At 53.2% G+C, this 20359-nt stretch carries 15 protein-coding genes; 6 read left to right on the top strand and 9 right to left on the bottom strand.

All coding sequences use genetic code 11. The features are described from left to right. Positions 1 to 74: 74 nt before the first annotated feature. On the top strand, positions 75 to 2453 hold the full coding sequence (gene lon / locus TREAZ_RS11505; RefSeq protein WP_015712037.1) for an endopeptidase La: 2379 nt from the start codon (positions 75 to 77) through the stop codon (positions 2451 to 2453). Between the two features lie 6 nt (positions 2454 to 2459). Beyond that, positions 2460 to 2858, top strand: a complete 399-nt coding sequence (locus TREAZ_RS11500) for a hypothetical protein (protein WP_015712036.1) — start codon at positions 2460 to 2462, stop codon at positions 2856 to 2858. Positions 2859 to 2883: 25 nt separating this feature from the next. Here TREAZ_RS11500 and TREAZ_RS11495 read toward each other — a convergent pair whose 3' ends face one another. Next, complete coding sequence (locus TREAZ_RS11495) at positions 2884 to 4050, bottom strand: tetratricopeptide repeat protein (RefSeq protein WP_015712035.1); 1167 nt, start codon at positions 4048 to 4050, stop codon at positions 2884 to 2886. Positions 4051 to 4061: 11 nt separating this feature from the next. Next, the gene (locus TREAZ_RS11490) at positions 4062 to 5084 is read right to left on the bottom strand and encodes a PilZN3 domain-containing protein (protein WP_015712034.1); all 1023 of its coding nucleotides are present in this window, start codon (positions 5082 to 5084) and stop codon (positions 4062 to 4064) included. A gap of 50 nt (positions 5085 to 5134) precedes the next feature. Here TREAZ_RS11490 and TREAZ_RS11485 point away from each other — a divergent pair, with 50 nt between their 5' ends. Then, entirely contained in the window at positions 5135 to 6400 is a 1266-nt protein-coding gene (locus TREAZ_RS11485; RefSeq protein ID WP_015712033.1) for a hypothetical protein, read from the top strand. Here the strand turns inward: TREAZ_RS11485 and TREAZ_RS11480 are convergent. Both TREAZ_RS11480 and TREAZ_RS11475 read right to left on the bottom strand, forming a co-directional pair. After that, positions 6397 to 7086, bottom strand: coding sequence for a glucosaminidase domain-containing protein (locus TREAZ_RS11480; protein WP_015712032.1), 690 nt, complete (start codon positions 7084 to 7086; stop codon positions 6397 to 6399). The genes TREAZ_RS11485 and TREAZ_RS11480 overlap by 4 nt on opposite strands. Before the next feature lie 16 nt (positions 7087 to 7102). Then, on the bottom strand, positions 7103 to 9751 hold the full coding sequence (locus TREAZ_RS11475; RefSeq protein WP_015712031.1) for a glycoside hydrolase family 78 protein: 2649 nt from the start codon (positions 9749 to 9751) through the stop codon (positions 7103 to 7105). Between the two features lie 93 nt (positions 9752 to 9844). Between TREAZ_RS11475 and radC the strand changes: the two genes are divergently transcribed. Further along, positions 9845 to 10537, top strand: coding sequence for a RadC family protein (gene radC, locus TREAZ_RS11470; protein WP_015712030.1), 693 nt, complete (start codon positions 9845 to 9847; stop codon positions 10535 to 10537). 49 nt (positions 10538 to 10586) lie between these two features. On the opposite strand, the gene TREAZ_RS11465 is transcribed toward radC, so the two are convergent. The 3 genes from TREAZ_RS11465 to TREAZ_RS11455 are packed head-to-tail and all read right to left on the bottom strand — an operon-like array spanning position 10587 to position 12941. Then, a complete protein-coding gene (locus TREAZ_RS11465) occupies positions 10587 to 11420 on the bottom strand; it encodes a MetQ/NlpA family ABC transporter substrate-binding protein (RefSeq protein ID WP_015712029.1) in 834 nt (277 codons plus the stop codon). A 46-nt stretch (positions 11421 to 11466) separates the two neighbouring features. Next, a complete protein-coding gene (locus tag TREAZ_RS11460; protein ID WP_015712028.1) occupies positions 11467 to 12156 on the bottom strand; it encodes a methionine ABC transporter permease in 690 nt (229 codons plus the stop codon). Then, positions 12153 to 12941, bottom strand: a complete 789-nt coding sequence (locus TREAZ_RS11455; RefSeq protein WP_015712027.1) for a methionine ABC transporter ATP-binding protein — start codon at positions 12939 to 12941, stop codon at positions 12153 to 12155. Before TREAZ_RS11455 ends, TREAZ_RS11460 begins: the two co-directional genes overlap by 4 nt. A gap of 193 nt (positions 12942 to 13134) precedes the next feature. Between TREAZ_RS11455 and TREAZ_RS11450 the strand changes: the two genes are divergently transcribed. Next, entirely contained in the window at positions 13135 to 14742 is a 1608-nt protein-coding gene (locus TREAZ_RS11450) for a PEGA domain-containing protein (protein WP_015712026.1), read from the top strand. 3 nt (positions 14743 to 14745) lie between these two features. Here TREAZ_RS11450 and TREAZ_RS11445 read toward each other — a convergent pair whose 3' ends face one another. Then, positions 14746 to 15135: a helix-turn-helix domain-containing protein gene (locus tag TREAZ_RS11445; protein ID WP_015712025.1), complete on the bottom strand. Its 390-nt coding sequence runs from the start codon at positions 15133 to 15135 to the stop codon at positions 14746 to 14748. 110 nt (positions 15136 to 15245) lie between these two features. Between TREAZ_RS11445 and TREAZ_RS11440 the strand changes: the two genes are divergently transcribed. Next, positions 15246 to 16007: a hypothetical protein gene (locus TREAZ_RS11440; RefSeq protein ID WP_015712024.1), complete on the top strand. Its 762-nt coding sequence runs from the start codon at positions 15246 to 15248 to the stop codon at positions 16005 to 16007. 122 nt (positions 16008 to 16129) lie between these two features. On the opposite strand, the gene TREAZ_RS11435 is transcribed toward TREAZ_RS11440, so the two are convergent. Continuing rightward, complete coding sequence (locus tag TREAZ_RS11435) at positions 16130 to 20203, bottom strand: FlgD immunoglobulin-like domain containing protein (RefSeq protein WP_015712023.1); 4074 nt, start codon at positions 20201 to 20203, stop codon at positions 16130 to 16132. Positions 20204 to 20359 lie beyond the last annotated feature (156 nt).

Here is a 20359-nt window from a genome sequence, read left to right as displayed (position 1 = left end):
CTTAAAAAAATTTCACTTTTTCCTTTATTTTTTTGTTATATTTTTCTTGTATATTATATTAATAAGGCGGACATATGGCAGAACAGAGCGTAGTACCTATAGATCAATTGCTCCCCAATAAATTGCCCCTGGTGGCCCTCATGGGGAGGCCCATTTTTCCCGGTATTTTTACCCCTATCATGATAGGGAACCCTGCGGACGTGAAGGTCGTGGACGCGGCGGTGTCCGGGGATGGGCTCATCGGCCTGGTGATGCTCCTGAATGAGAGCGACAACCCTTCCATCACTGACCTTTACAAGGTGGGTACGGCGGCCAAAATCGTCAAGAAAATCAACCTTCCTGACGGGGGGGTGAACATCTTCATTTCTACCCTCAAGCGCTTCCAGGTCAAGAAGGCCCTGCACCCCACAAGCCCTATTGTTGCAGCGGTGGAATACATGGAGGATGTGGAGGACGAAACTGCCGAGGTAAAAGCCCTTACCAGGGCTCTCATCAGCGAGATGAAGCAAATCTCGGAGAACAACCCTCTCTTTTCCGAGGAGATGCGTCTCAACATGATCAACATCGATCATCCCGGAAAAATCGCGGACTTCATCGCCAGCATACTCAACATCGACAAGGCCGAGCAGCAGAAGATCCTGGAGATTCTCAATGTGCGGAAGCGCATGGAACAGGTGCTGATCTTTATCAAGAAGGAGCAGGAACTCCTGCGGATCCAGAAAAAGATCCAGAAAGAGATCAACGAGAAGATCGAAAAGTCCCAGCGGGAGTACTTCCTCAAAGAGGAACTCAAGGCCATCAAGTCCGAGCTGGGCATGGCCACCGACGCCAAGAGCAGCGAGTATCAGCGTTTTAAGGAGAAGATCGACGCCTTCAAATTCGAAGGGGAAATAAAAGAGGCGGTGGAACAGGAGCTGGAAAAATTCAGCCTCATGGATCCCAACTCCGGTGAATTCATTGTTACCCGCAATTACCTTGATATGATTTCAAGCCTCCCCTGGAACGATCCTGCGCCGGAAAGTTTCGATCTCAAAAAAGCAGAGAAGATACTCGAAGAGGATCACTACGGTCTCAAGGACGTGAAGAGCCGCATCGTGGAATACCTGGCGGTACGCAAGCTCCGCAATGCCGCGGCGGGTTCCAAAGGCCCTGCGGGTTCCATCATCTGCCTCGTGGGCCCTCCGGGGGTTGGCAAAACTTCCGTGGGCAAGTCCATTGCGCGGAGCCTGGGCAAACAGTTTTTCCGTTTTTCCGTGGGTGGCATGAGGGACGAGGCGGAGATCAAGGGCCACAGGCGCACCTACATCGGCGCCATGCCCGGCAAGATCATTCAGGGCCTTAAAATCGTCAAAACAAAAGATCCGGTCTTTATGATCGACGAGATAGACAAGATGGGCCAGAGCTACCAGGGCGATCCTGCGTCGGCCCTCCTTGAGGTGCTTGATCCCGAGCAGAACAACAGCTTCAGGGATCATTACCTGGATCTGCCTTTTGACATTTCCCATATCTTTTTCATTATAACCGCCAACACTCTGGATACTATCCCCGTTCCCCTTATCGACCGTATGGAGATAATACAGCTCCCGGGCTATATCGACAGGGAGAAGCTTGAAATCGCAAAACGCTACCTTGTTCCCAAGAGCCTCGAAAAAAGCGGCCTCAAGAAGAACCAGGTGAAGTATACCCAGGACAGCCTTCTCCACATTGCCAACGGCTATGCCCGTGAAGCGGGGGTGCGCAATTTCGAAAAGAACCTGGACAAGATCCACCGCAAGCTTGCCAAGCAGATTGTGGAAGCCGAAGAGTCGGGCATGGAAGGGGACAAAAAATTCGCCATCGAAAAGAAGCTTATCGAAAAGCACCTGGGCAAGCCCATCTTCCCCGAAGGCGATGTGAAGAAAGCGGACCGCCCCGGCATGTCCGTCGGCCTCGCATGGACCAGCATGGGTGGCGATACCCTGGTAATCGAAGCCACTTCAGTGCCCGGCAAAGAGGGCTTTACCCTTACGGGCATGATGGGCGACACCATGAAGGAAAGCGCCGCCATCGCCATGACCCTGGCCCGCAAGCTTGCCATTGAACGCTACAGCCTTGACGCCTCATGGTTTGAAAAGAACCATGTCCATCTCCACATCCCCGAAGGCGCCACCCCCAAAGACGGCCCCTCCGCAGGCATCACCATGGCAACAGCCCTCCTCTCCTTGATGAGGGGCAAGACCATCGTGGACAGGCTCGTCATGACCGGCGAGCTGAGCCTCACAGGCCAGGTACTGCCCATAGGCGGCCTCAAGGAGAAAACCATAGCGGCCCAGCGCAACAAGGCCAGGCACATCATCATCCCCAAGCAGAATATGCGGGACCTTGACGATATCCCCGACCATGTGAAGAAGGGCATCGAGTTCCACCCTGTTGAGCGCTTCGACGAAGTGCTGGCCCTGGCTTTGCCGGATTGAGGTTTGATGCTGCATCCGAAGCTTGCGGCCTTTAACAGAACCCTTGAAGCCCTCTTTAACGAAGTGGACGAAATTCTCGAGGACGAATGGGGGGATAGTTTCAGCCTCAACCCCAACCGTCCCGAGTGGGGCGCTACAGACAACCCTGAGATGGACGGACTCTTCGAAATAGCGCCGGACTTCACTGCTGGTTTTGGTTCGGAGAAGGGCAGGGGCTATCTCATTTCCTTAAGGGCAGCCACTTTGGATAATGTGACGCCAGAGCAGCTTGAATTCCTTATGGGCAGCGCTGCTGTTTTGATCAAGCAGAAGCTGCCTGAGTATTTTCCCGGCAGGGAATTAGAGGTAGTCCGGGACGGTAAGATGTTTAAAATTATCGGGGATTTTTCGTTGGGTGAAGTATAACGGTTACTAATGAGAACATGCTGTTTTATTTCCGATTGTCCATATAGCCATTCGCTACCGGATCATTCGGGTCAAGTTCGAGCACGGTTCTGAAGAATGCAGCGGCCTCGTCATCATTGCCGTTCTTGAGGGCAACCACGCCCAGGTTCGAGATGATCTTCACGTTCTCGGGTTCTTCTTTCAAGGCAGCTTCCAGCTCTTTCCGCGCGTTTTCCAGGTCCCCAAGTTCGATGAGGCAGATGGCCATTTCGTTCCGGACATCCCCCGAGTCCCCGCCGAACTCTACTGCCTTCCTGAAGGATTCAAGGCTGTCTTCCCAGCGTTCAAGTTTGCGGAGGGCCCAGCCAAGGACGAACCAGCCGTTCCAGACTGTGGGGTGGTTTTCGATAAAATCTTTTATAGTCAGGAGTCCTTCCTGATCCTCGCCTGACCTTATGAGTTCCACTGCTTCCCTGAAACTTTCGTCGTCAAGGCCGCGGTTTTCTATGTCCTTTGCAAGGGCTTCGGCCTGCTCTTTTTTTTCTTCGTTGTCGGCTATGGGAAGATAGTCGTTGAAGCAGGATCGCGCCCTGCCATAATCCTTGTGGCGTATGAAAAAGAAGCCCGCATTGAACAGGGCATCGGGAAGGGGGGGCTCCTGCATCAGGACTTTTTCATAAGCTGCCAGGGCTTTTTCGCCAACTTCTGCAGCCGCTTCATTGCCGGTTTTTTCCAGGGCTTCCGCTTGCTCTTCGAGCATGAGGGCTTTGTTGAGGAGTATGCCGGGGGCGCCGGGGAAGAGGCCCTCAAGAAGGCCGAGGATTTCCAGTGCCATGTCGAAATCAGAGTTCTCGGCCTTAACGATGGCGGCGCTGGTTAGCTCGTTGTAGATTTCCGGTTTCACCGCAAGGACAAAACGGCGATAGTAGCCTATCCATTGGGGTTCAACGCCGGGGTAGGGTTCTTCGGCGGCAACTATCTTCATCATCCCCGAGAGTATCATCTCCCAGCTAAGGGTTTCAGGGTCCAGGGTCTCTGCGCCATTTTCGAGCTCGACGGGGAGGGGGATGGAAGTATCCACATCAAAACTGTTATGGATATGACCTGCATGATCTTCTTCCTCGTCCTCATCGTGATGATGGGGAAGGTGCTGCATTTCTTCTTTAAGGGACTCTGGGACTGATAAAAAAATAATTTTGTTGCTGGTGAGCATGGGGGCCTTTCCTAACTGCTTGGCAGATCGAGATCGAAATCGCCGGGGGTATCCGCGGCAGGTTTATCAGCAGGTGCTGCGGGTTTTTCAGCTGGGGCTGCTGCCTCGGGTTTTTCATCAGCTTTCTCAGGGGCCGCATCCGGCAATGGCGCCTTTGCGGCTTCGCTCTTGGCGCTTGCCTTTGCAGGAGTTTTCTTTTCCTGCTGGGCCGAACCGTCGTCCAGACCCCTTGTGTCTGCGCGTACCTGGGAGAGGAAGTCGTTGACGCGGATCTTGTAGCCCATGGGGACTATGGTCTCGTCAAAAAGCACCACCAGGGCTACCAGGTCCTTGCGGCCTTCGACAACTTCAGCGCGCAGGAATTTTCCTTTAATCAGAAAACTTTCCCGTGGATCGTCAAAGTCCATCCTCAGGGCTGCGTCTTTTTCCACCAGGAATTTTGCCACCCCCATCATGATAAGCTTGGCCCCGGAAAAGGAAATATCCCGCAATATGCAACGGCGGGGCACGCCCTGGATAAAGACCGCGCTTTCCTTGGAAAAGATATTGAGCCGCCGGGCAGAATCAGGCGTGATGGTGATACGCTCTTCCCGCCTTTTTGCGGAATTGACATTGGCATCCAATATGCGGCCCATGATCTCGATGAGGTCGTCGGGGGGGCGCTGGGTGAACTGGAGGTTAAAGAGGGCAACATCCGCAGAGCCGCCGTAGGCCGAATAGCCCAGCGATTTGGTGTTGATGAAAAAGGTGACAGGGCTGCCGGTATCGGGGTTTTTAAAGCTGAACCTCAAGCTCGCCATTTGGTTTGCCTGTTCCAGCTTATGGAGTATGCCCGACTTGATGTTGGCTACGATTTTGGCTCCCTGGAAGGAGGACGAATATATGACGCAGGGCCAAAAATCGCTCCCGCATTTAAGGAACACCTGGTTGGTTATGAGACTTGTTACCTGGATGATTTCTTTTGTGAAGGTGACATCTATGGTTTTAAAACGGTCATAATAGACCGTTATTTTTTGGCTGGTAACAACACCCATTATCTCTACTATACGTTTCTTTTGGGTGCAATATCAAGTATAATAAAAACATGATGAAAAATTGCAAAATCTCTGCGGTGCTGCTCCTTCTTATGATTGCCGGAGCTTTTTTTGCCTTTTCCTGCAAGGGGAACCCTCCCCCGGCAGGGATGGCAGATCCCGATGGCGATGGCTTGGGGCAGGCCGATTGGGAGAGCGCCCAGGCCGATTCCCTGGACCATCCCAGACCCAATGATTTGTATTTTACTCCCGCACCCATGCCTGGCTTAAGCGCTGCCCCTGGGGTGGGGAATGTTACCAAAGAACGCCGCGATCGGGGTTCTGCCCTAAACGCCGATGAAAGGGAGGCCCTTTCAGATTCATTCAAAGCCGCCTATGTGGACGGGATATTAAGGGGCCAGCCCATTACCGGTGTGCTGGGCGGGGATCAGGTTCATGGATGGCCCGAGAATTCCCCCTCGGGCTGGGTGCAGAACTGGCAGACTTCAGAGCCGAGGCCCAATTCCTGGGGCATCCCTTCTATCATACTTGCGGTTCAGAGCATCGAGATTTTGACGGAAATGGCCCAGAACAGGGTCTTTATGGTCCAGGGCGGGGTGCTGGATTATTACGGGAAAAGCTCCGGCTCAGGCGGCGCCAATGGCGACAGGGGCTACGGTTCCCCCAGGGGGGAGGAATTTTATTACAACGGCAGCATTGCCCAGCGTTTCGAAAAGGGCCTTATTGTGGCGGACTGGCAGGGCAAGGGCGCCTTCCTCCCCGGTCTGCCGCCCTCTGATGGCCTTGAAGCCCCCCGCGAAGTGGGGTCTTTTTCGCCATCCCCTCCAGGTTACACGAATGCTGTGGGGGATGCTTTCTTGACAGCCTGGAAAATGGCCCTGGACAGAAACATCGAAACCATGGCCCCCGACGGGGAAGGGATCTATATCCCTTTTGCAAATGATCCCTGGGGCATCCCGGGCGGCTTGGTAAAAGGGCTCTACATTCAGACCTTCAACAAGAGGACTTGCCTCCTCGTGCTTCCCGATACATCGGCTCTTCCCCGGTATGCCCGTTTTATCGCATCCCCCTTTTTGGATGTCCTGCTCTTCCCCGATGACTACCCCCTGCCGGGAAGCGAAGGCCTGGAAGGGCTGAACATAAATTTTACCGGGGGTGATGCTTTTATTAAACGGCTCATGCGGGGCATAGCCCTTTACGGCCTTCCTTTAAGCGACCCCCTCCCCAGGCGGCAGGACAATCCGTCCAAGCCCTGGCAGGAGGCCCAGCGTTTCAGTAGGGGCTGGCTTGCAGGCTCGCCGGGAGGATCAAATTAAGAATTTTCCCCAAAGGAGTATTCGTAGAGCCGTTCCAGTATGGCTTCTATTTTTGGCGCGTATTGTCTGTCGCTTGCCCAGGTTCCGGTAAGGCCCTCGATTTTTGGGGAACGCCCCCGGCGCACCCAGCGGAACCTTGGGTCTACCAGGTCCTGGTTCAGGGGTTCTTCGCTGGCGTAGGCTTTTAAGTGCTGGATGTGGGCCCTGACCCCGGTTTGGGTATCGGGGAAAATTTCTCCCCTCTGTTCCGGGCCAATGGCGCCGAGGCCGCAGAAGTTGTTCATGTCCGGAGTTACGAGGCCCCCGAATTTGAGGAAGCCTGTTTCCAGGCACATCTGGGAAAAAGCAATGTCATGGTTAATGCCTTCGGCCTGGGCTTCCACAATGTAAAAACGGGCAAATTCCAGGGCGAAATTTTTATCAACTTCAGGGTTTGCTTCAAGCAGAAAGTCTGCCATTTTTTGTTCGTTGACCATGCCAAGCCCCATGATCTCCTGGGGCTTGGGGGGAATTTCCGGCTTCTCTGGCCTTTTCGGCGCAGTTTCGGGAACCGAGGCAATTTGCATGGAGGCCTTTGCTGCGGCCATGGAATCGCCCGGGACTAAAGTCCTGGGGCTTCCGGCGCAGGAAAAGAGCAGAATGGATACAAACGAAATCGAGGCAACAAGGGGGTAGGATTTTTTCATCTTACCCCCTTATCGGCTATTTTCCGGGCCAGGGATAAGAAAAGCTGTAAGCCCCTGATCCGATTTCAGCCTCTGTGCCCAGGGCTGTTTTGGTAAATGCAACGCCGCCGATGCTTCCCGGTTTCGCATTGGGCAATACCACTTTGGCAGTGGTATTGGGGGGGACTTCCACATCAATCTTTATCTTGTCTTTAATGATTTCCCAGCGTACCGAAACTAGGCCGTAACCTGAAACGTATTTAGTCTCCGCCCATTTTATTTCCTTGCCGGGGTTGGGTTTTATAATGCTTCCTTTAAAACCGGGCTTGGCAGGGTCGGTGTCAAGGCCGCCGACAGAGCTAAAGACCCAGTCGGCAATTGCGCCATAGGCATAATGGTTAAAGGAGTTCATGTCGGGGCTCCACATGGTTCCATCGGGCTTAAGGCCGTCCCAGTGTTCCCAAATGGTGGTGGCCCCTTTTACTACCTGGTAGAGCCAGGAGGGGAAATCTTCTTTGAGCAGAAGTTCGTAAGCCAGGTCCGAGCGGCCGTTTTCTTCCAGCGCTTTAAGGACATAGGGGGTGCCCAGGAAACCTGTGGTGAGGTGGTTTTTGTTCTCTTTCAACAGATCCACCAGGGTCTGCAAGGTGCGGGCCTTGTATGCCTTGGGCACCAGCCCGAAATTGAGGGCCAGTATGCAGGCAGTCTGGGTGCGGGCTGCGATTCTCCCCGATGGGGTAAAGAATTCTTTTGCAAAAGCCTCGCCTATTTCCTCCCGGAGTTTGGCGTATTTTTTTGCATCTTCAGCCTTGCCCAGCACAGCTGCTGCCTTTGAAAGCAGTTCCGCCGAATAGGCATAATAAACTGTGGCGGCAAGATCATTCGGGGTAGCGCCATAGTAGCTTCCTTCCTTGGCATCCAGGGCTACCCAGTCGCCGAAATGGAAGCCTGTGTTAAAGAGCCCGCCCTGGGCAACGCCCTTGATATAATCCACCCATTTTTTCATGGAGGGATACTGCTCTTCGAGCTGATCTTTATCCGCAAAATACGTGTACACATTCCAGGGTATGCCTACGGCTGCGTCAGCCCAGGCAGTAGCCCCGGCGGCGTCAATATCATGGCCGTCAAAATTGCTCGTTATCAGCACATCGGGCACCACATGGGGCACCTTGCCGTCGGGCCTTTGGGATGCTGCAAGATCCCTGAGCCATTTTTTGTAGAACGGCGCTGTTTCCATAAGGAGGCATGCAGCCCTGGAGAAGATGTTGGCGTCCCCTGTCCAGCCCAGCCTTTCGTCCCGCTGGGGGCAGTCCGTGGGGACATCGACAAAGTTGTCCTTCATGCTCCAGCTTACATTACTTACAAACTGGTTGAGTTTTTTATAGGAGCATTTGAAAGTCCCGGCACGGCGCATATCGGAATAGATGGCTACAGCTTCAAAATTTTCCTTGCTTACCGTCCCCGGCCATGAGTCTATGGCGATATACCTGAAGCCCTGGAAGGTGAAGTGGGGGGAATAGGTTTCAATGCCTTCGCCTTTGCAGATGTATTCGATGGTTTGCTTTGCCGCCCTGAGGTTGGCAGTATAGAAATTCCCCTGGGCATCCAGGGTTTCGGCATGGCGTATCTTTATCTTGTCTCCTGCCTTGCCTTTGGCGGTAAAGCGCACCCAGCCGGAAATATTCTGGCCAAAGTCTATTACTGTATCCCCGCCAGGGGTTTTGAAAATTGCCTTGGCTTTGAAGAATTCTTCTTCATGTACCGGAAGCCCGTCATGGGGCTTAAGGGTAGAGGTATCTTTGCTCTCAATTAAAACAGGCTGCCAGGCCTTGTCGTCAAATCCCGCCTCGGCCCATCCCTTCATTTCTTTTGTGGCATCGTAAATTTCGCCATGGTAAATTTCAGAATAGAGCACCGGCGAAGGGGCGGTCTTCCAGGTTTTATCACTGGAGACAATTTCCACAGAGCCGTCATCGTATTCCAGGCGGAGCTGGGCAATGATGGCTGTCTGTTTCCCGAAAACATTCCTCTTGCCAAGCCAGCCTGCCATATCGCCTTTGTACCAGCCGGGCCCTACCTGGAGCCCCAGGGCATTGGCGCCCTTCTTTATCAATTTGGTAAGATCGTAGGTCTGAAAAAGAAGCCTGTATTTGTATTCTGTAAAGCCCGGAGCAAGGAACTGATCGCCCACCCTCTTGCCATTGCAAAAGGCTTCGTAAATCCCCTTGGCGCTGGCGTAGAGCCTTGCGGATTTTATTGTTTTGGCTGCGGAGAATTCCTTCCTGAAGGCTATGCCCGCGGAACTCTTGCCTGCGGTTTTAGGCTCGCCCGCAATAAAGGCCGCCTTCCATTCTTTAGGCGTCAGCAGGGAGGTTTCAAATGAAGCTGTGCACCAGGGGCTTTCTTCCCCCTGGTTGGACCAGACCTTGACCCTCCAATAAAACAATGTCGAAGACCCAAGGATCTTGCCTTCAAAACTGACAAGCTGTGAATTTGAAGAAGCGGTCTTTTTGCTAGCCCAGACAAGATCTTTAAAATTTTTGTCCTGGCTAAGCTCAAGGCTGTAAGCAGTTTGCTTGACATTTTTTTTGTCTGTCTCGATTTTCCAGCTAAATCGTGGTTTCCCGGTTGGGATGCCCACCGGATTGGTTCTGTATTCGCAGCGCGGATCTGTTGCTTTTAGCATGATATGCTCCTTGATTCGTTATTATACAACATTTTCAGAAAAAAAGAAGGTTTTTTTCAATGCAATTTCCATCCCAATGCCATATAGGTATATATGAATGAAGAATACTCAACTCTCGCAAGTCCCAGCGTTCTCCCTGCGGAAGACAGGCCCAGGGAGAGGCTGGCTAAATCCGGACCGGCTTCTTTATCGGATCAGGATCTTCTGGCGGTGATCCTGGTTTCGGGGATAAAGGGCCGGAATGTTCTGGTGATAGCAAGGGATCTTCTCGATAGCCTTGACAGGGAAAAGGATATACCCTCGGTAAAGGAGCTATGCAGCCTTACCGGCATGGGCGAATCCAAAGCCTGCACCATAGCAGCCATGCTGGAATTCGGCAGACGCAAATGGGCTTTGGGCCAGAGGATAAAAACCCCACAGGATATCTACAGCCTCATACGCCACTATGCAGACAGGCGGCAGGAACGCTTCATCTGCATATCCCTGAACGGCGCCCATGAGGTGCTGGCTGTGCGCATAGTCACCATAGGCCTTGTGAACCGAACCATAGTCCACCCGCGTGAAGTTTTCGCCGATCCCCTCCTCGACAGGGCCAGCGCGGTGGCTGTGGCCCACAACCACCCCTCAGGCGAGCTAGACCCTTCGGTGGAGGACAATGAGATCACCATGAAGCTCAAGGCAGCCGCCGATATCCTGGGCATCCATTTTTTGGATCATCTCATTTTTTCGGAAAACTCCTGGTTCAGTTACCGTCAAAGCGGGCTTATCCCGGAAGTGAAATCATAAAAACCCCCTCACCTTGCTTTGTGAGGGGGCTGCTTTCAGTCAAATTTCCTTAAAATGCAGGGATAACCGCGCCTTTGTATTTACTGTCGATGAATTTACGGACATCCTCGGAGGTGAGGGCGACAAACAGGGCTTTGATCGCAGGATCATTCACCCGGCTTGCTTTTACCGCCAGAATGTTTGCATAGGGAGAATCCTTGCCTTCCCGGAAAAGTACCTGGGTGGTATCGATCCCCGCTTCCAGGATCTTGTTGGTGTTGGTAATGTATACGTCAAAATCTTCTTTTACCCGGATGATCAGGGCGGAATCCAGTTCCTGCAGGGTAATGGGTTTCACGTATTTATCAACTGTGTTGGCAACCGTGGTCTGATATACGTCGACGCCCTTTTTCAGGGTGATAAAGCCCGCCTGTTCAAGGATGCGCAGGGCACGGTATTCGTTTGTCGCATCGTTGGGAATGGCAATCTTTGCATTGTTCGGTACTTCATTGACGGTTTTGTATTTAACCGAATAGGCGCCGATGGGTTCAACATGGATATTGCCGCCGTTTACGAGGTCAAAACCCCTTTCCGCAACGATGGACTTTAAGTAGGGTTCATGCTGAAAAAAGTTTACATCCAATTCCCCGTTGGCAACCTGCTCATTGGCCAATGAACTGTCGGTGGTGGTGATAATCTCAATATCAATACCCTGGGCCGCCAGTGTGGGTTTTACAAATTCCAATAGCTCCGCATGGGGGACTATATCCGCCTGTACCTTTAAGCGGGTGCTGTTTCCGCCTGCTTTGGTTGTTTGGGCGCCTGAAGCCTCGCTCTTTCCTCCTGCAAAGGCAAGAGAAGAAATCAGAACCAACCCCGCTACTAACACTGCTGTTCGTTTCATACATAGCTCCTTTCTATACTCTTATCAGCCTCAAGGCCGATATTTCCTAAATCAAATGGCGTTTTTTCAGAATATGCCGTGCGAATCCCCCACCGGCAAGCTGCACCACATTCACCAAGAGGATGAGCACTATTACCGAGGCGATGAGCATGTCCACCCTGAAACGGGCATACCCGTACCGTACCGCCACATCCCCCAAGCCCCCTGCGCCAAAGGAACCGGCAATGGCGGTGGTAGAAATAACAACGATGATAGTCACCGTAAAGTTGCGGACCAAATTGGGCAGCGCTTCCGGAAGCATCACCTTAAAAACAATCTCCCCTTTGCTCGCGCCCATGGCCTGGGCAGCTTCAAACTTGCCCTTGGGAACTTCCAGGATGCTGCTTTCCACCAACCGGGCAAACATGGGGATACAGGTTGCCGCCAGGGCCACAATACAGGCCTTTGGCCCATAGGATATGCCGATGATAAGCCGCGAAAGGGGCAGGGTCAAAATGATGATGATCACCGAAGGCATGGAACGAAAGGCGTTGATGATTCCCCCGGCAATTAAATTAAAAACCGGCAGGGGATGAAGCCCGTCCTTATCGGTCAAAACAAGAACTATTCCCAAAACAAGGCCGAATATACCGGTCAGAATGGTCGTAAGAATCGTCATATACAGGGTTTGGTTGATGGCAGGACCAACAATACTCCAGGTCTCTGCGCTAAAGGCGCTTTGCAGTGTTTTTATCATATACCATCCCCTTCCTGCCAATCGTGGTTGGAAAAATCATGATTTATCTTCATGAAAAGCCGCGCTGTTTCACTTGTCGGATTCAGAAATACACTCTTGACGCCTCCGGATTCGGCAATCAGGCCGTCTTCCAGGACCGCTACATGGTTACAGGCGTAACGAATCACATCCAGTTCGTGGGTAATCAATACAATGGTAAGGCCCAGCTTTTTATTAATGTCCCTGAGCAAATCCAGAATGGAAAGGGATGTGAGGGGATCCAAGGCCGAGGTCGCCTCGTCGCTCAGGAGTATGTCCGGGTTATTCGCCAGGGCCCGGGCAATGCCGACCCGCTGTTTTTGGCCGCCGCTGAGCTGGCCGGGGTAAAAATCGCTTTTGCCGGACAGGCCCACCAGTTCCAGGATTTCCGTAACCCGCTTGGCAATTGCCGACTTTTTTTCTCCCGCCACTTCCAGGGGGAAGGCTACATTGCCAAACACCGTACGGGAATCCAGCAGGTTGAACTGCTGGAAAATGATGCCGATTTTATGGCGGTAATTATCCAATGCCCGGAAGGCAAGGCCGGTTACTTCAAGGCCCCCCACGCTGATAGTACCGGAATCAGGAGTCTCCAGGCGGTTGATGCAGCGCAGCAGGGTGGTCTTTCCGGCGCCGCTGAACCCTACGATGCCGTAAATATCTCCTTTTTGTATTCCCAGATTGATCCCCTTGAGCACCTCAAAGTCCTTGCCACGGCTGTGGAAGGTCTTGCGGAGTCCCCGGATATCAATAAAAAAATCACCCATTCTTGCCATTCCTCATTTGGTATATCCTATAATTCCTAGTGGTATTATATGTTTATATGAATGATAATTTTTTGTCAAGGCTTATTCTGATAATTTCTATAGAAATTATATGTTTTTTTGCCAAGCCAGGTTTATTCGTACTATAAGGCCAAGGATGGTTCATTTTTTGGCTGAAAAGCCTTATATTTAGAATATGGGCCGTAATCGCATCTGCTTAACCCTGGCTGTATTTTTGGCCATGCTTTTTCCCGTCATGATCCCTGCCCAGGCTCTTCCAAGCTGGGCTTCCGTGGGGGACAAGATTGAAGAGAGCAGCGGGAGAGGTCTTCACGTCAGCACCAAGCCTTCGGGGGCAAGCGTCTTCATCGATGGCCTTGAGCGGGGCAAGACCCCCCTTGCCCTCGAAAGCCTCAGGCCCGGCCGCTACTTCGTAAGGATTGCCAAAGAAGGCTATGTGGAGCGGGCCTTCCGCGTCTCCATACGTTCCGGCAGCCTTCTTGATATAGGGATAGAGCTTGAAGAATCCCGGGGCAAAGTCCTGGTTAAAATCGGCCCCGAACCCGGCGCCCCTGAAACCCTGCCTTTAAGGCCGCAAATTTTTGCCGATGGCACAGCTGTGGAAGGGCCTGTCCTTGATTTGCCTGCCGGCTACAGAACCATCAATGTGCAGGCTTTCGGCTGGGAAGAAGCCTCGACCACAGTTTATGTGGGGGAGGATACAGCCCAAAACCTGGAGATTGCCCTCAAGCCCGCAAGCTTCCACATACTTGACGCTTCCCTTGCGAGGCCCGTTTTTAACCCCGGCAATGCCGGTTCTTTGGGGATGACGGACATCAACTTTGGAGTAAGCAGCCAAGGCAGAGGTACCCTTTCGGTTTTTGATTCCGGCGGTGAACTCCTCTTCGTGCGGGATCTGGGGCCCTTTTTAACCTGGTCCCAGTCGTCATCCTGGAATGGCAGGGACAGATGGGGCATGGCGCTCCCCGACGGCGTCTATTCAATGGTGCTCAAGCTTGAATCCATACCCTGGGGCAATTCGCCCCCTTTGGAAGAAACCATCACCCTTATGGTGGAACTGGATTCCTCCCGGGAAATAAGGCCCCTCACCATCTTCTCGGGGAAAAGCGGCCTCCTCTATGCCCCCAGCCCCGGCCTCCTCCCTCCCGGCTCTTTTCAGGTTGAAGGGGGCCTGCTTTTCGGAAGCCCCCCTTATGCCGGTCTTCCCTGGAGGAGCCTCCCCTTTGCCGCAGCCTTTAGGTTTTCGCCCCTGGCAGGCCTCGAAATTTCCGCTGCCCTTGATGTGCTTGCCACTAACAAAGAGGATACCCGGATAGGCTTTGGGGGCGCTGCCAAATGGGTCTTTTTTAACCCCGTAAAAACAAACAGCTTCGGCCTTGCCGCAGGGGCCTCCTTTGCCTGGGAAGATGAAACTTCAGCCACACCCTTCGGCATGGGTTCGGGCATAGAGTTCTTCATCCCCCTGGAGCTTGACGCCGGGGCCTTCTCTTTTATATTGACACCCGCTTGTATCTGGACCAGCGACAAAGGTTTTCCCTGGGACCCTGCTCCAAGGCTCCTCGCCTCGGGCGGCGTGCTTTACAATATGGCCTATGCCGCAGCCGGTGTCTCAGCCAGATCGGAGTTCAATTTTACCGGCGGGGATACATCCTTGATGATAGGGGGAGAGATGAAGTTTTTCCCGCCCCCTTCGAGTTTTGTGTTCTCTGTGATGGGTGGTGTGTGGATTAGGGGAGACTCAGCCGGAGGATATGGGGGGATTGGGATCGGGATGATCCATTAACGATTAGGGGTATTTTTTGGAAAGAGTCTTTTCCACCGCATCAGCGACAACCTGTTCGATGTTGGCGGCGACAGTCGCCTGCAGCTGCTCAAGGGCGTTTTCCGCAGCAGACGGCATATAAAACAGTTCATGGGGTTCCACTTCCAATGCTTCGGCAAGGCGTTCCAGCATATCAGCGGAAGGAAACTTTTTTGCCAGTTCCACCATGGCAAAGTAATGGGTTGAAATACCCGCCTTTTCTGCCAATTTGTCCTGAGTCAAACCCAATTTCATGCGGTTTATCTTTAAATTTCGGGCCAATACATCCTTAATGCCCTTCACCGACTCCTTCAACTTTACCTCACAGGCAATGTTAAATGATTCAGGGTTATTGACATATTCTTCATTAGGCAATTATACTTTGCCTATTGTGTCATATTCTGGTGGAATTTTACGGTTCCTTAGCCGGATTTCAGACTCAATAATACTGGTGCGGAAATTTATCCGTACAAAAAGAGGTTTGTATGAAGAATAACCACAAGGTGTTTTTCGCGGGAATATTGGCGCTTGCGCTGATATTCGGATTGATGTTGACAGGGTGCGGCGGGGATGGAACTGATACGGGCGGACCCGGTCAGGTTGCCATTCCACCTCCCGCGATAGATAGTTTGCCCGCCCTGCCGGTTGTGGGTGGAATAAGCGCTGTTACTTCTGAGAGCGAGGCACTGACTCTTTTAGCAGCCATTAAAGCCAGCTCTGTTTGGACAATTAACGATACCGTTGAGGACCTTGTTGAAGAAAAGAGTACCTCATTTCCCGATGGGTACAGATGGGATTTTACTGACAACACTGACATGGGATACGCAATAAGTTCCAAGGGGAATTATTCCAAAACGGGGAGTGCTATGGTAGGGAGAGAGGTTACAACCAGTGATACAACCATTGAATTTACCTCAAACAAAACCTTCGGCAGTTCTCCCGTGGTTACTTTTTATTTGGGAAGTACCATTCGAGAAATACAAAACACGGACTACTCCTGGAATAGCCGCGGAGATTGGGGATATGAAGGAGGTGGCTCTGCATACGGGTTGACGGTGTCAGCCAGCGGGAAATCCGCAAGAATCATCTTCAGCAACCAATGGTATGCTTGGGAAAATGAGAGTGGAGATGAAGGATTAACTATTTCCGGATTTCTAAAAGTATACGGAACCAGTAATACCCCGGTATTAACCCGGACGTTTGATAATGGGGAAGATGCTATTGCAGTGCAAGCATTGTTTAATTGATTGATGCGCAGCAAGACGAAGTAAAAAATTGCACCGAAGCGCCCGCCATGGACGGCGGGCGTTTTCATTTTAGTCCGGCAACGTGTCCGCCAGCCATCATTCATGGCTGGCGTAGAGTCTCGTTATTTGTTCAAGATGAATTCCACCCTCCGGTTCTTCCACCTGTTGTCCAGGTCTGCGGGGCTTACCACGGTGCGGGTGCCGCCGCGGCCTACGGAGCTGAGGCGGCCTCGGGAGACGCCGTAGTTCACGAGCTGTTCGATGATGGCGTTGGCGCGCCTAAGGCTGAGGGGTTGGAGCTCCTCGGTTTCTTCCTTGGCTGTTCCCAGCACCGGGTTGGCATGGCCTTCGACGGTGATGCGGTAGTCGCGGAATTTGTTGAGGATCTCGGCGATGCGGCGCAGGACACGGGTGTTGGTTTCGATGCGTTCTGCAGGGAGGCCGTCAAAGTCAGCCTCGTTGGCGCGGAAGGTGATCGAAGGCACCTGGATCTTGAGCATGTTGCCGTCCCGGATGACCATGACATCGGTGCTGAACATGCCCTCGATGGTGCTGGAGTTGCCCAGGGTGTCGGCGGCTGTGTAGGTGTAGGAATAATCCGTGGCAGCCTGGACCAGTTCGCCCCTGTTGGAACGGCCGTCCCAGACTATGCGATCAGAGGGGCTGCCCCTGCCTTCGATGCGGTAGAAGAGCTGCTTGGTGCCTTCGGTCTCCCGTATATCCACCCTCCAGTTGGCGATGGGGGATGCGTCCTGGGCAGTGAGCGAGATGTAGAGTTCGTCTTCCACGCCGTCATTGTCGGGGCTGAAGTACTGGGGCCTCGATGTCCAGGTCAATACAGGGCCTGTAATGTCCACAGTGACCTGGGGTGCCGAAACGATCACCACATCGCCCTTGATGTAGCTTACCGTGATGGTGGGGATGTACTTGCCTTCCCTGAGTATGCCGCGATCGTCGGTGCCGCTCCAGCCTATGGATGCGGGCGGGGCACTTGCGGTACCCGAGAAGGTGCGGACAATCTGGTTCTGTTCATTTTTGAGTTCCAGTTTCCAGGATTCAATACCTTCCTGGGGCTGGAGCATGAGGTTGAAGCGCATAGCGTCTGTCGAGGTATTCGCCTTGGGCGCAATGGCCTGGGTGGAAGCGGTGAGGAAGACCCTGGGAATCCTGGCGTCAACGCTGATGCCTGTCAGGGTCTTGCGGGTGCTGTTTCCGGCTTCGTCGGTGGAGCTTAAGGTGAAGGTGTACGTGCCGTCCGGCACGTTGTTGCCCATCTGGTCTGTGCCGTCCCAAGGCAGGGGTATCGCGGGGGCCCGGCCTGTCCAGTTCCAGCTGCGGACTATGGCGTTGCGGGAATCGGTGATCACCGCGTTCCATTCGTCGTTCCCCTGGGTGTTGACCTGTATAGGGAGGAAGTCCCTCTTGCCGTCCCCATTGGGGGAGAAGAGGGTGAAGGGCAGGGAAAGGTCAGCCTGGGGCGCCTGGGTGTCCAGGGTAAAGGCACGGGAGAGGGCGGATGGCTTGTTGCCCGAGCGGTATTCAAGATCGAGGCGCGCCACATAGGTTCCATCGGAAGCCATAGCACCCGAGTCGGTCCTGCCGTTCCAGGGTATGTTTGCCGGCACGGAGCTATTGCCCGTGATGGTACGCACCGTGGATGCTGACGAGCTAATGCTGCGGCCCGAGCTGTTGTCTATGTTCTGGACTTCAATCTTCCAGTTCAAGATGCCTGTGGCTTCCTGGATCTGGGGCTGGAAGTTGATGGTATCCCGCACGCCATCACCGTTGGGCGAGAAAGCCCTGAGATCTGTGGCCAGGAATACCGGTGTATCCTTAGTGAATATTTCAAAGTTGACCCTGTTGGATCTGCCCGAGTTACCTGCGGGGTCTGTGGAGAAAAGTTCATACACATAGGTTCCATCCGGGGACAGGGCGCCGGCATTGTCCATGCCGTCCCATACAAGGCGCGTCAAAGGCGTTCCGTTGAAGCGGAACGAACGCACTGCGGGCCCTGTGGTCTGGCCGGCCTTCCTGATTTCCCCTATCCACGAAAGCTCGTTGGAGCCTTCCTGTATAAGTATGAGTTCGTCTTTGCTGCCGTCGTTGTTGGGGGAGAACACTGCGGTGCCTCCGGGGGCCAAGTCGGGATCTTCGATGCGTACCGATGCCCTTGGGGCTGTAATATCCAGGGTGAACGAGGGGGACGAGGCAGTTGACACATAGCCGTTCCGGTAGCGCACCGAGAGGTTGGCCCCATAGACCCCTTCGCCCAGGACTATGTTCGTGTCGTTCCTTCCATCATATTCAATCCGCGCCGGGAGGTCGTTGGTTCCCGAAATAGTCCTGCGGGTGCTGCCCGCGCTGTCCTTGATGAGGACTTCCCAGCCTACGATTCCTTCTTTAACGGGAACAACCAGGGTGAGGCCAATGGTGTCTTTGATGTTGTCGCCGTTGGGGGAGAACCAGGCATCGCCAATGGTGATGGCTGATTGGGGTTGTATGGTGCTGACAATGATGTTCCCCAGTTCGGCGCTTTCGGAATTCTGGGCCTTGTCGGTGGCCGCAATCCTGAAGCTGTAAACACCGTCGGGCACTATGTCGCCGTTTTCATCAGTGCCGTTCCAGGTGATGGCCGCAGGCGCTTTGTTTTCAAAGTTGAAGCCGCGAATCTTGACGCCGGTGGCGTCATATATTGCCCCTTCCCAGAGGTCCTCGGCGGAACCGGACATGGCGATGGAGAGCGTATCCTTGTTGCCGTCGCCGTCAGGGGAGAAGATGTTCCCGCCATCGGCAAAGGGCTCTATGGTGATGGAAGGCGCTGTGTTGTCAATCATCGCTTCATAAAAAGCGGATACCGCAGTGTTGCCATTGTCGTCAGAGGCAGTGATGGCAAAGGTGTACTTGCCGTCAGGGGCAGTTTCGCCAGATTCAAGTATGCCGTCCCAGCGCAGGGTGGGGGGTATTTCAACCCCGGACTTGACATCTGTAAGGCGGCTGAAGAAATTCCTTACCCCCTGGGTTTCGGGCCTTCTCTCCTTGTTCCTGTAGGTCCTGACCACTTCGCCCGATTCATCGGAAATTTCCATGACCCATTCTTCTATATAGCGCTGATCGGTAATGGCAATGGGGAATTCGAGATCGTCGGCTTTCCCGTCGTTGTTCGGGGATATCCAGATGGTCTCAGGGTAATCAATGGATATGGCAGGAGGAGTCTTGTCCGCCACGCCTACAGTCCAGGTGACCCCGCCGCCCATGGCCCAAATGCCGTTGTAAAGAGGCTTTGCCGCAATGTCCACAGCCAGTTCGCCATCAGACGGCAGAGTTCCGCCCACAAGGCGCCGCCCACCTGACTTAAGCTTGATGTTGGCCGCGATTCCAATGGAAGGGATTGGCGAGGGAGGGTTCCCCTCGATTCCTTCCTTAAGATTGAATTGGGTAGATGTTGAAATAGTAACAATTTCCGCGATGGTAAGGTTAAGCCCCAGTTTGCCCCCAAAATTCTGGAAAGTTGGGAGGTATACATCGGCGGCAAAACCTATCCTAAGGGGATCAGCCTTGTCCCCGTCACCTTCTATGTGGACAAAATCGAAAGAAAGACCTGCGGCAGGGGTCAACATGGAGGGGATCCAGCTTTTGCCCAAACCGCGCAGGACCAAGGCCCAGGTGAAATTCTCAAGAGCCCCCAGGTTCCCTATATTATAGCGGAAGCCGAGATCCGCAGCGGCCATCCAGGTTTCCACAGTGTTGAAGCCGAAATTGAGGCCCAGGCCCAGGCTCAAGCCGGGGTAGAGTTCTTTGGCGGCATTCAGGTTTGCCTGGAAAGAAGTTGCCACGGAGAAAGAGTCGAAGGGACTTTGAAGAAAGCGGATAGAGCCGCCGAAAACGCCCACCCTGGTGGGGATTATAGCGCCCAGGTTCAGGGCATTCCCGAATCCTGATTCATCCCCCAAACCGGGGAGGCCCATATACCCAATATCGAAGATAAGACGCTGGGCGTCGCCTTCAGCAGCTGGGTTCAGGGCGCTTGCCGGGGCGCCGCCTTTGGATGTGGTATAACCGCCCCTGCCTGCCATCGAGGGAGCATAAAGATCCTGGGCAGTATTCGCGCCAAAGGGGGTCCATCCGTCGCTTTGACCGAAAACCGGCAATGCCAACGAAAAGACGGCCAGGATAGTCAATATCTTTTTTTGTATCATATAATCCTTCTCTCTCTAAAAAACAAACATGCCAGGTTATAGTAACCCTGATTCTACTATACTATAAAATTCTTCAAAAAACAATGATGCCTGAATCCAGGGTTTCTTGACCTGTAAGCCGCAATGAAGTATCATTAAAACATGATTCATATTGTT

This window comes from Leadbettera azotonutricia ZAS-9 (assembly GCF_000214355.1).
GTDB classification, from domain to species: Bacteria; Spirochaetota; Spirochaetia; order Treponematales; family Breznakiellaceae; genus Leadbettera; species Leadbettera azotonutricia.
This window is presented reverse-complemented; position numbering and strand designations above follow the sequence as displayed.

What these genes read in the sequence shown, in the direction of transcription:
- lon (WP_015712037.1), top strand. Translation starts at nt 75, where the DNA reads ATGGCAGAACAGAGCGTAGTACCTATAGATCAATTGCTCCCCAATAAA.
- TREAZ_RS11500 (WP_015712036.1), top strand. Translation starts at nt 2,460, where the DNA reads ATGCTGCATCCGAAGCTTGCGGCCTTTAACAGAACCCTTGAAGCCCTC.
- TREAZ_RS11495 (WP_015712035.1), bottom strand. Translation starts at nt 4,050, where the DNA reads ATGCTCACCAGCAACAAAATTATTTTTTTATCAGTCCCAGAGTCCCTT.
- TREAZ_RS11490 (WP_015712034.1), bottom strand. Translation starts at nt 5,084, where the DNA reads ATGGGTGTTGTTACCAGCCAAAAAATAACGGTCTATTATGACCGTTTT.
- TREAZ_RS11485 (WP_015712033.1), top strand. Translation starts at nt 5,135, where the DNA reads ATGATGAAAAATTGCAAAATCTCTGCGGTGCTGCTCCTTCTTATGATT.
- TREAZ_RS11480 (WP_015712032.1), bottom strand. Translation starts at nt 7,086, where the DNA reads ATGAAAAAATCCTACCCCCTTGTTGCCTCGATTTCGTTTGTATCCATT.
- TREAZ_RS11475 (WP_015712031.1), bottom strand. Translation starts at nt 9,751, where the DNA reads ATGCTAAAAGCAACAGATCCGCGCTGCGAATACAGAACCAATCCGGTG.
- radC (WP_015712030.1), top strand. Translation starts at nt 9,845, where the DNA reads ATGAATGAAGAATACTCAACTCTCGCAAGTCCCAGCGTTCTCCCTGCG.
- TREAZ_RS11465 (WP_015712029.1), bottom strand. Translation starts at nt 11,420, where the DNA reads ATGAAACGAACAGCAGTGTTAGTAGCGGGGTTGGTTCTGATTTCTTCT.
- TREAZ_RS11460 (WP_015712028.1), bottom strand. Translation starts at nt 12,156, where the DNA reads ATGATAAAAACACTGCAAAGCGCCTTTAGCGCAGAGACCTGGAGTATT.
- TREAZ_RS11455 (WP_015712027.1), bottom strand. Translation starts at nt 12,941, where the DNA reads ATGGGTGATTTTTTTATTGATATCCGGGGACTCCGCAAGACCTTCCAC.
- TREAZ_RS11450 (WP_015712026.1), top strand. Translation starts at nt 13,135, where the DNA reads ATGGGCCGTAATCGCATCTGCTTAACCCTGGCTGTATTTTTGGCCATG.
- TREAZ_RS11440 (WP_015712024.1), top strand. Translation starts at nt 15,246, where the DNA reads ATGAAGAATAACCACAAGGTGTTTTTCGCGGGAATATTGGCGCTTGCG.
- TREAZ_RS11435 (WP_015712023.1), bottom strand. Translation starts at nt 20,203, where the DNA reads ATGATACAAAAAAAGATATTGACTATCCTGGCCGTCTTTTCGTTGGCA.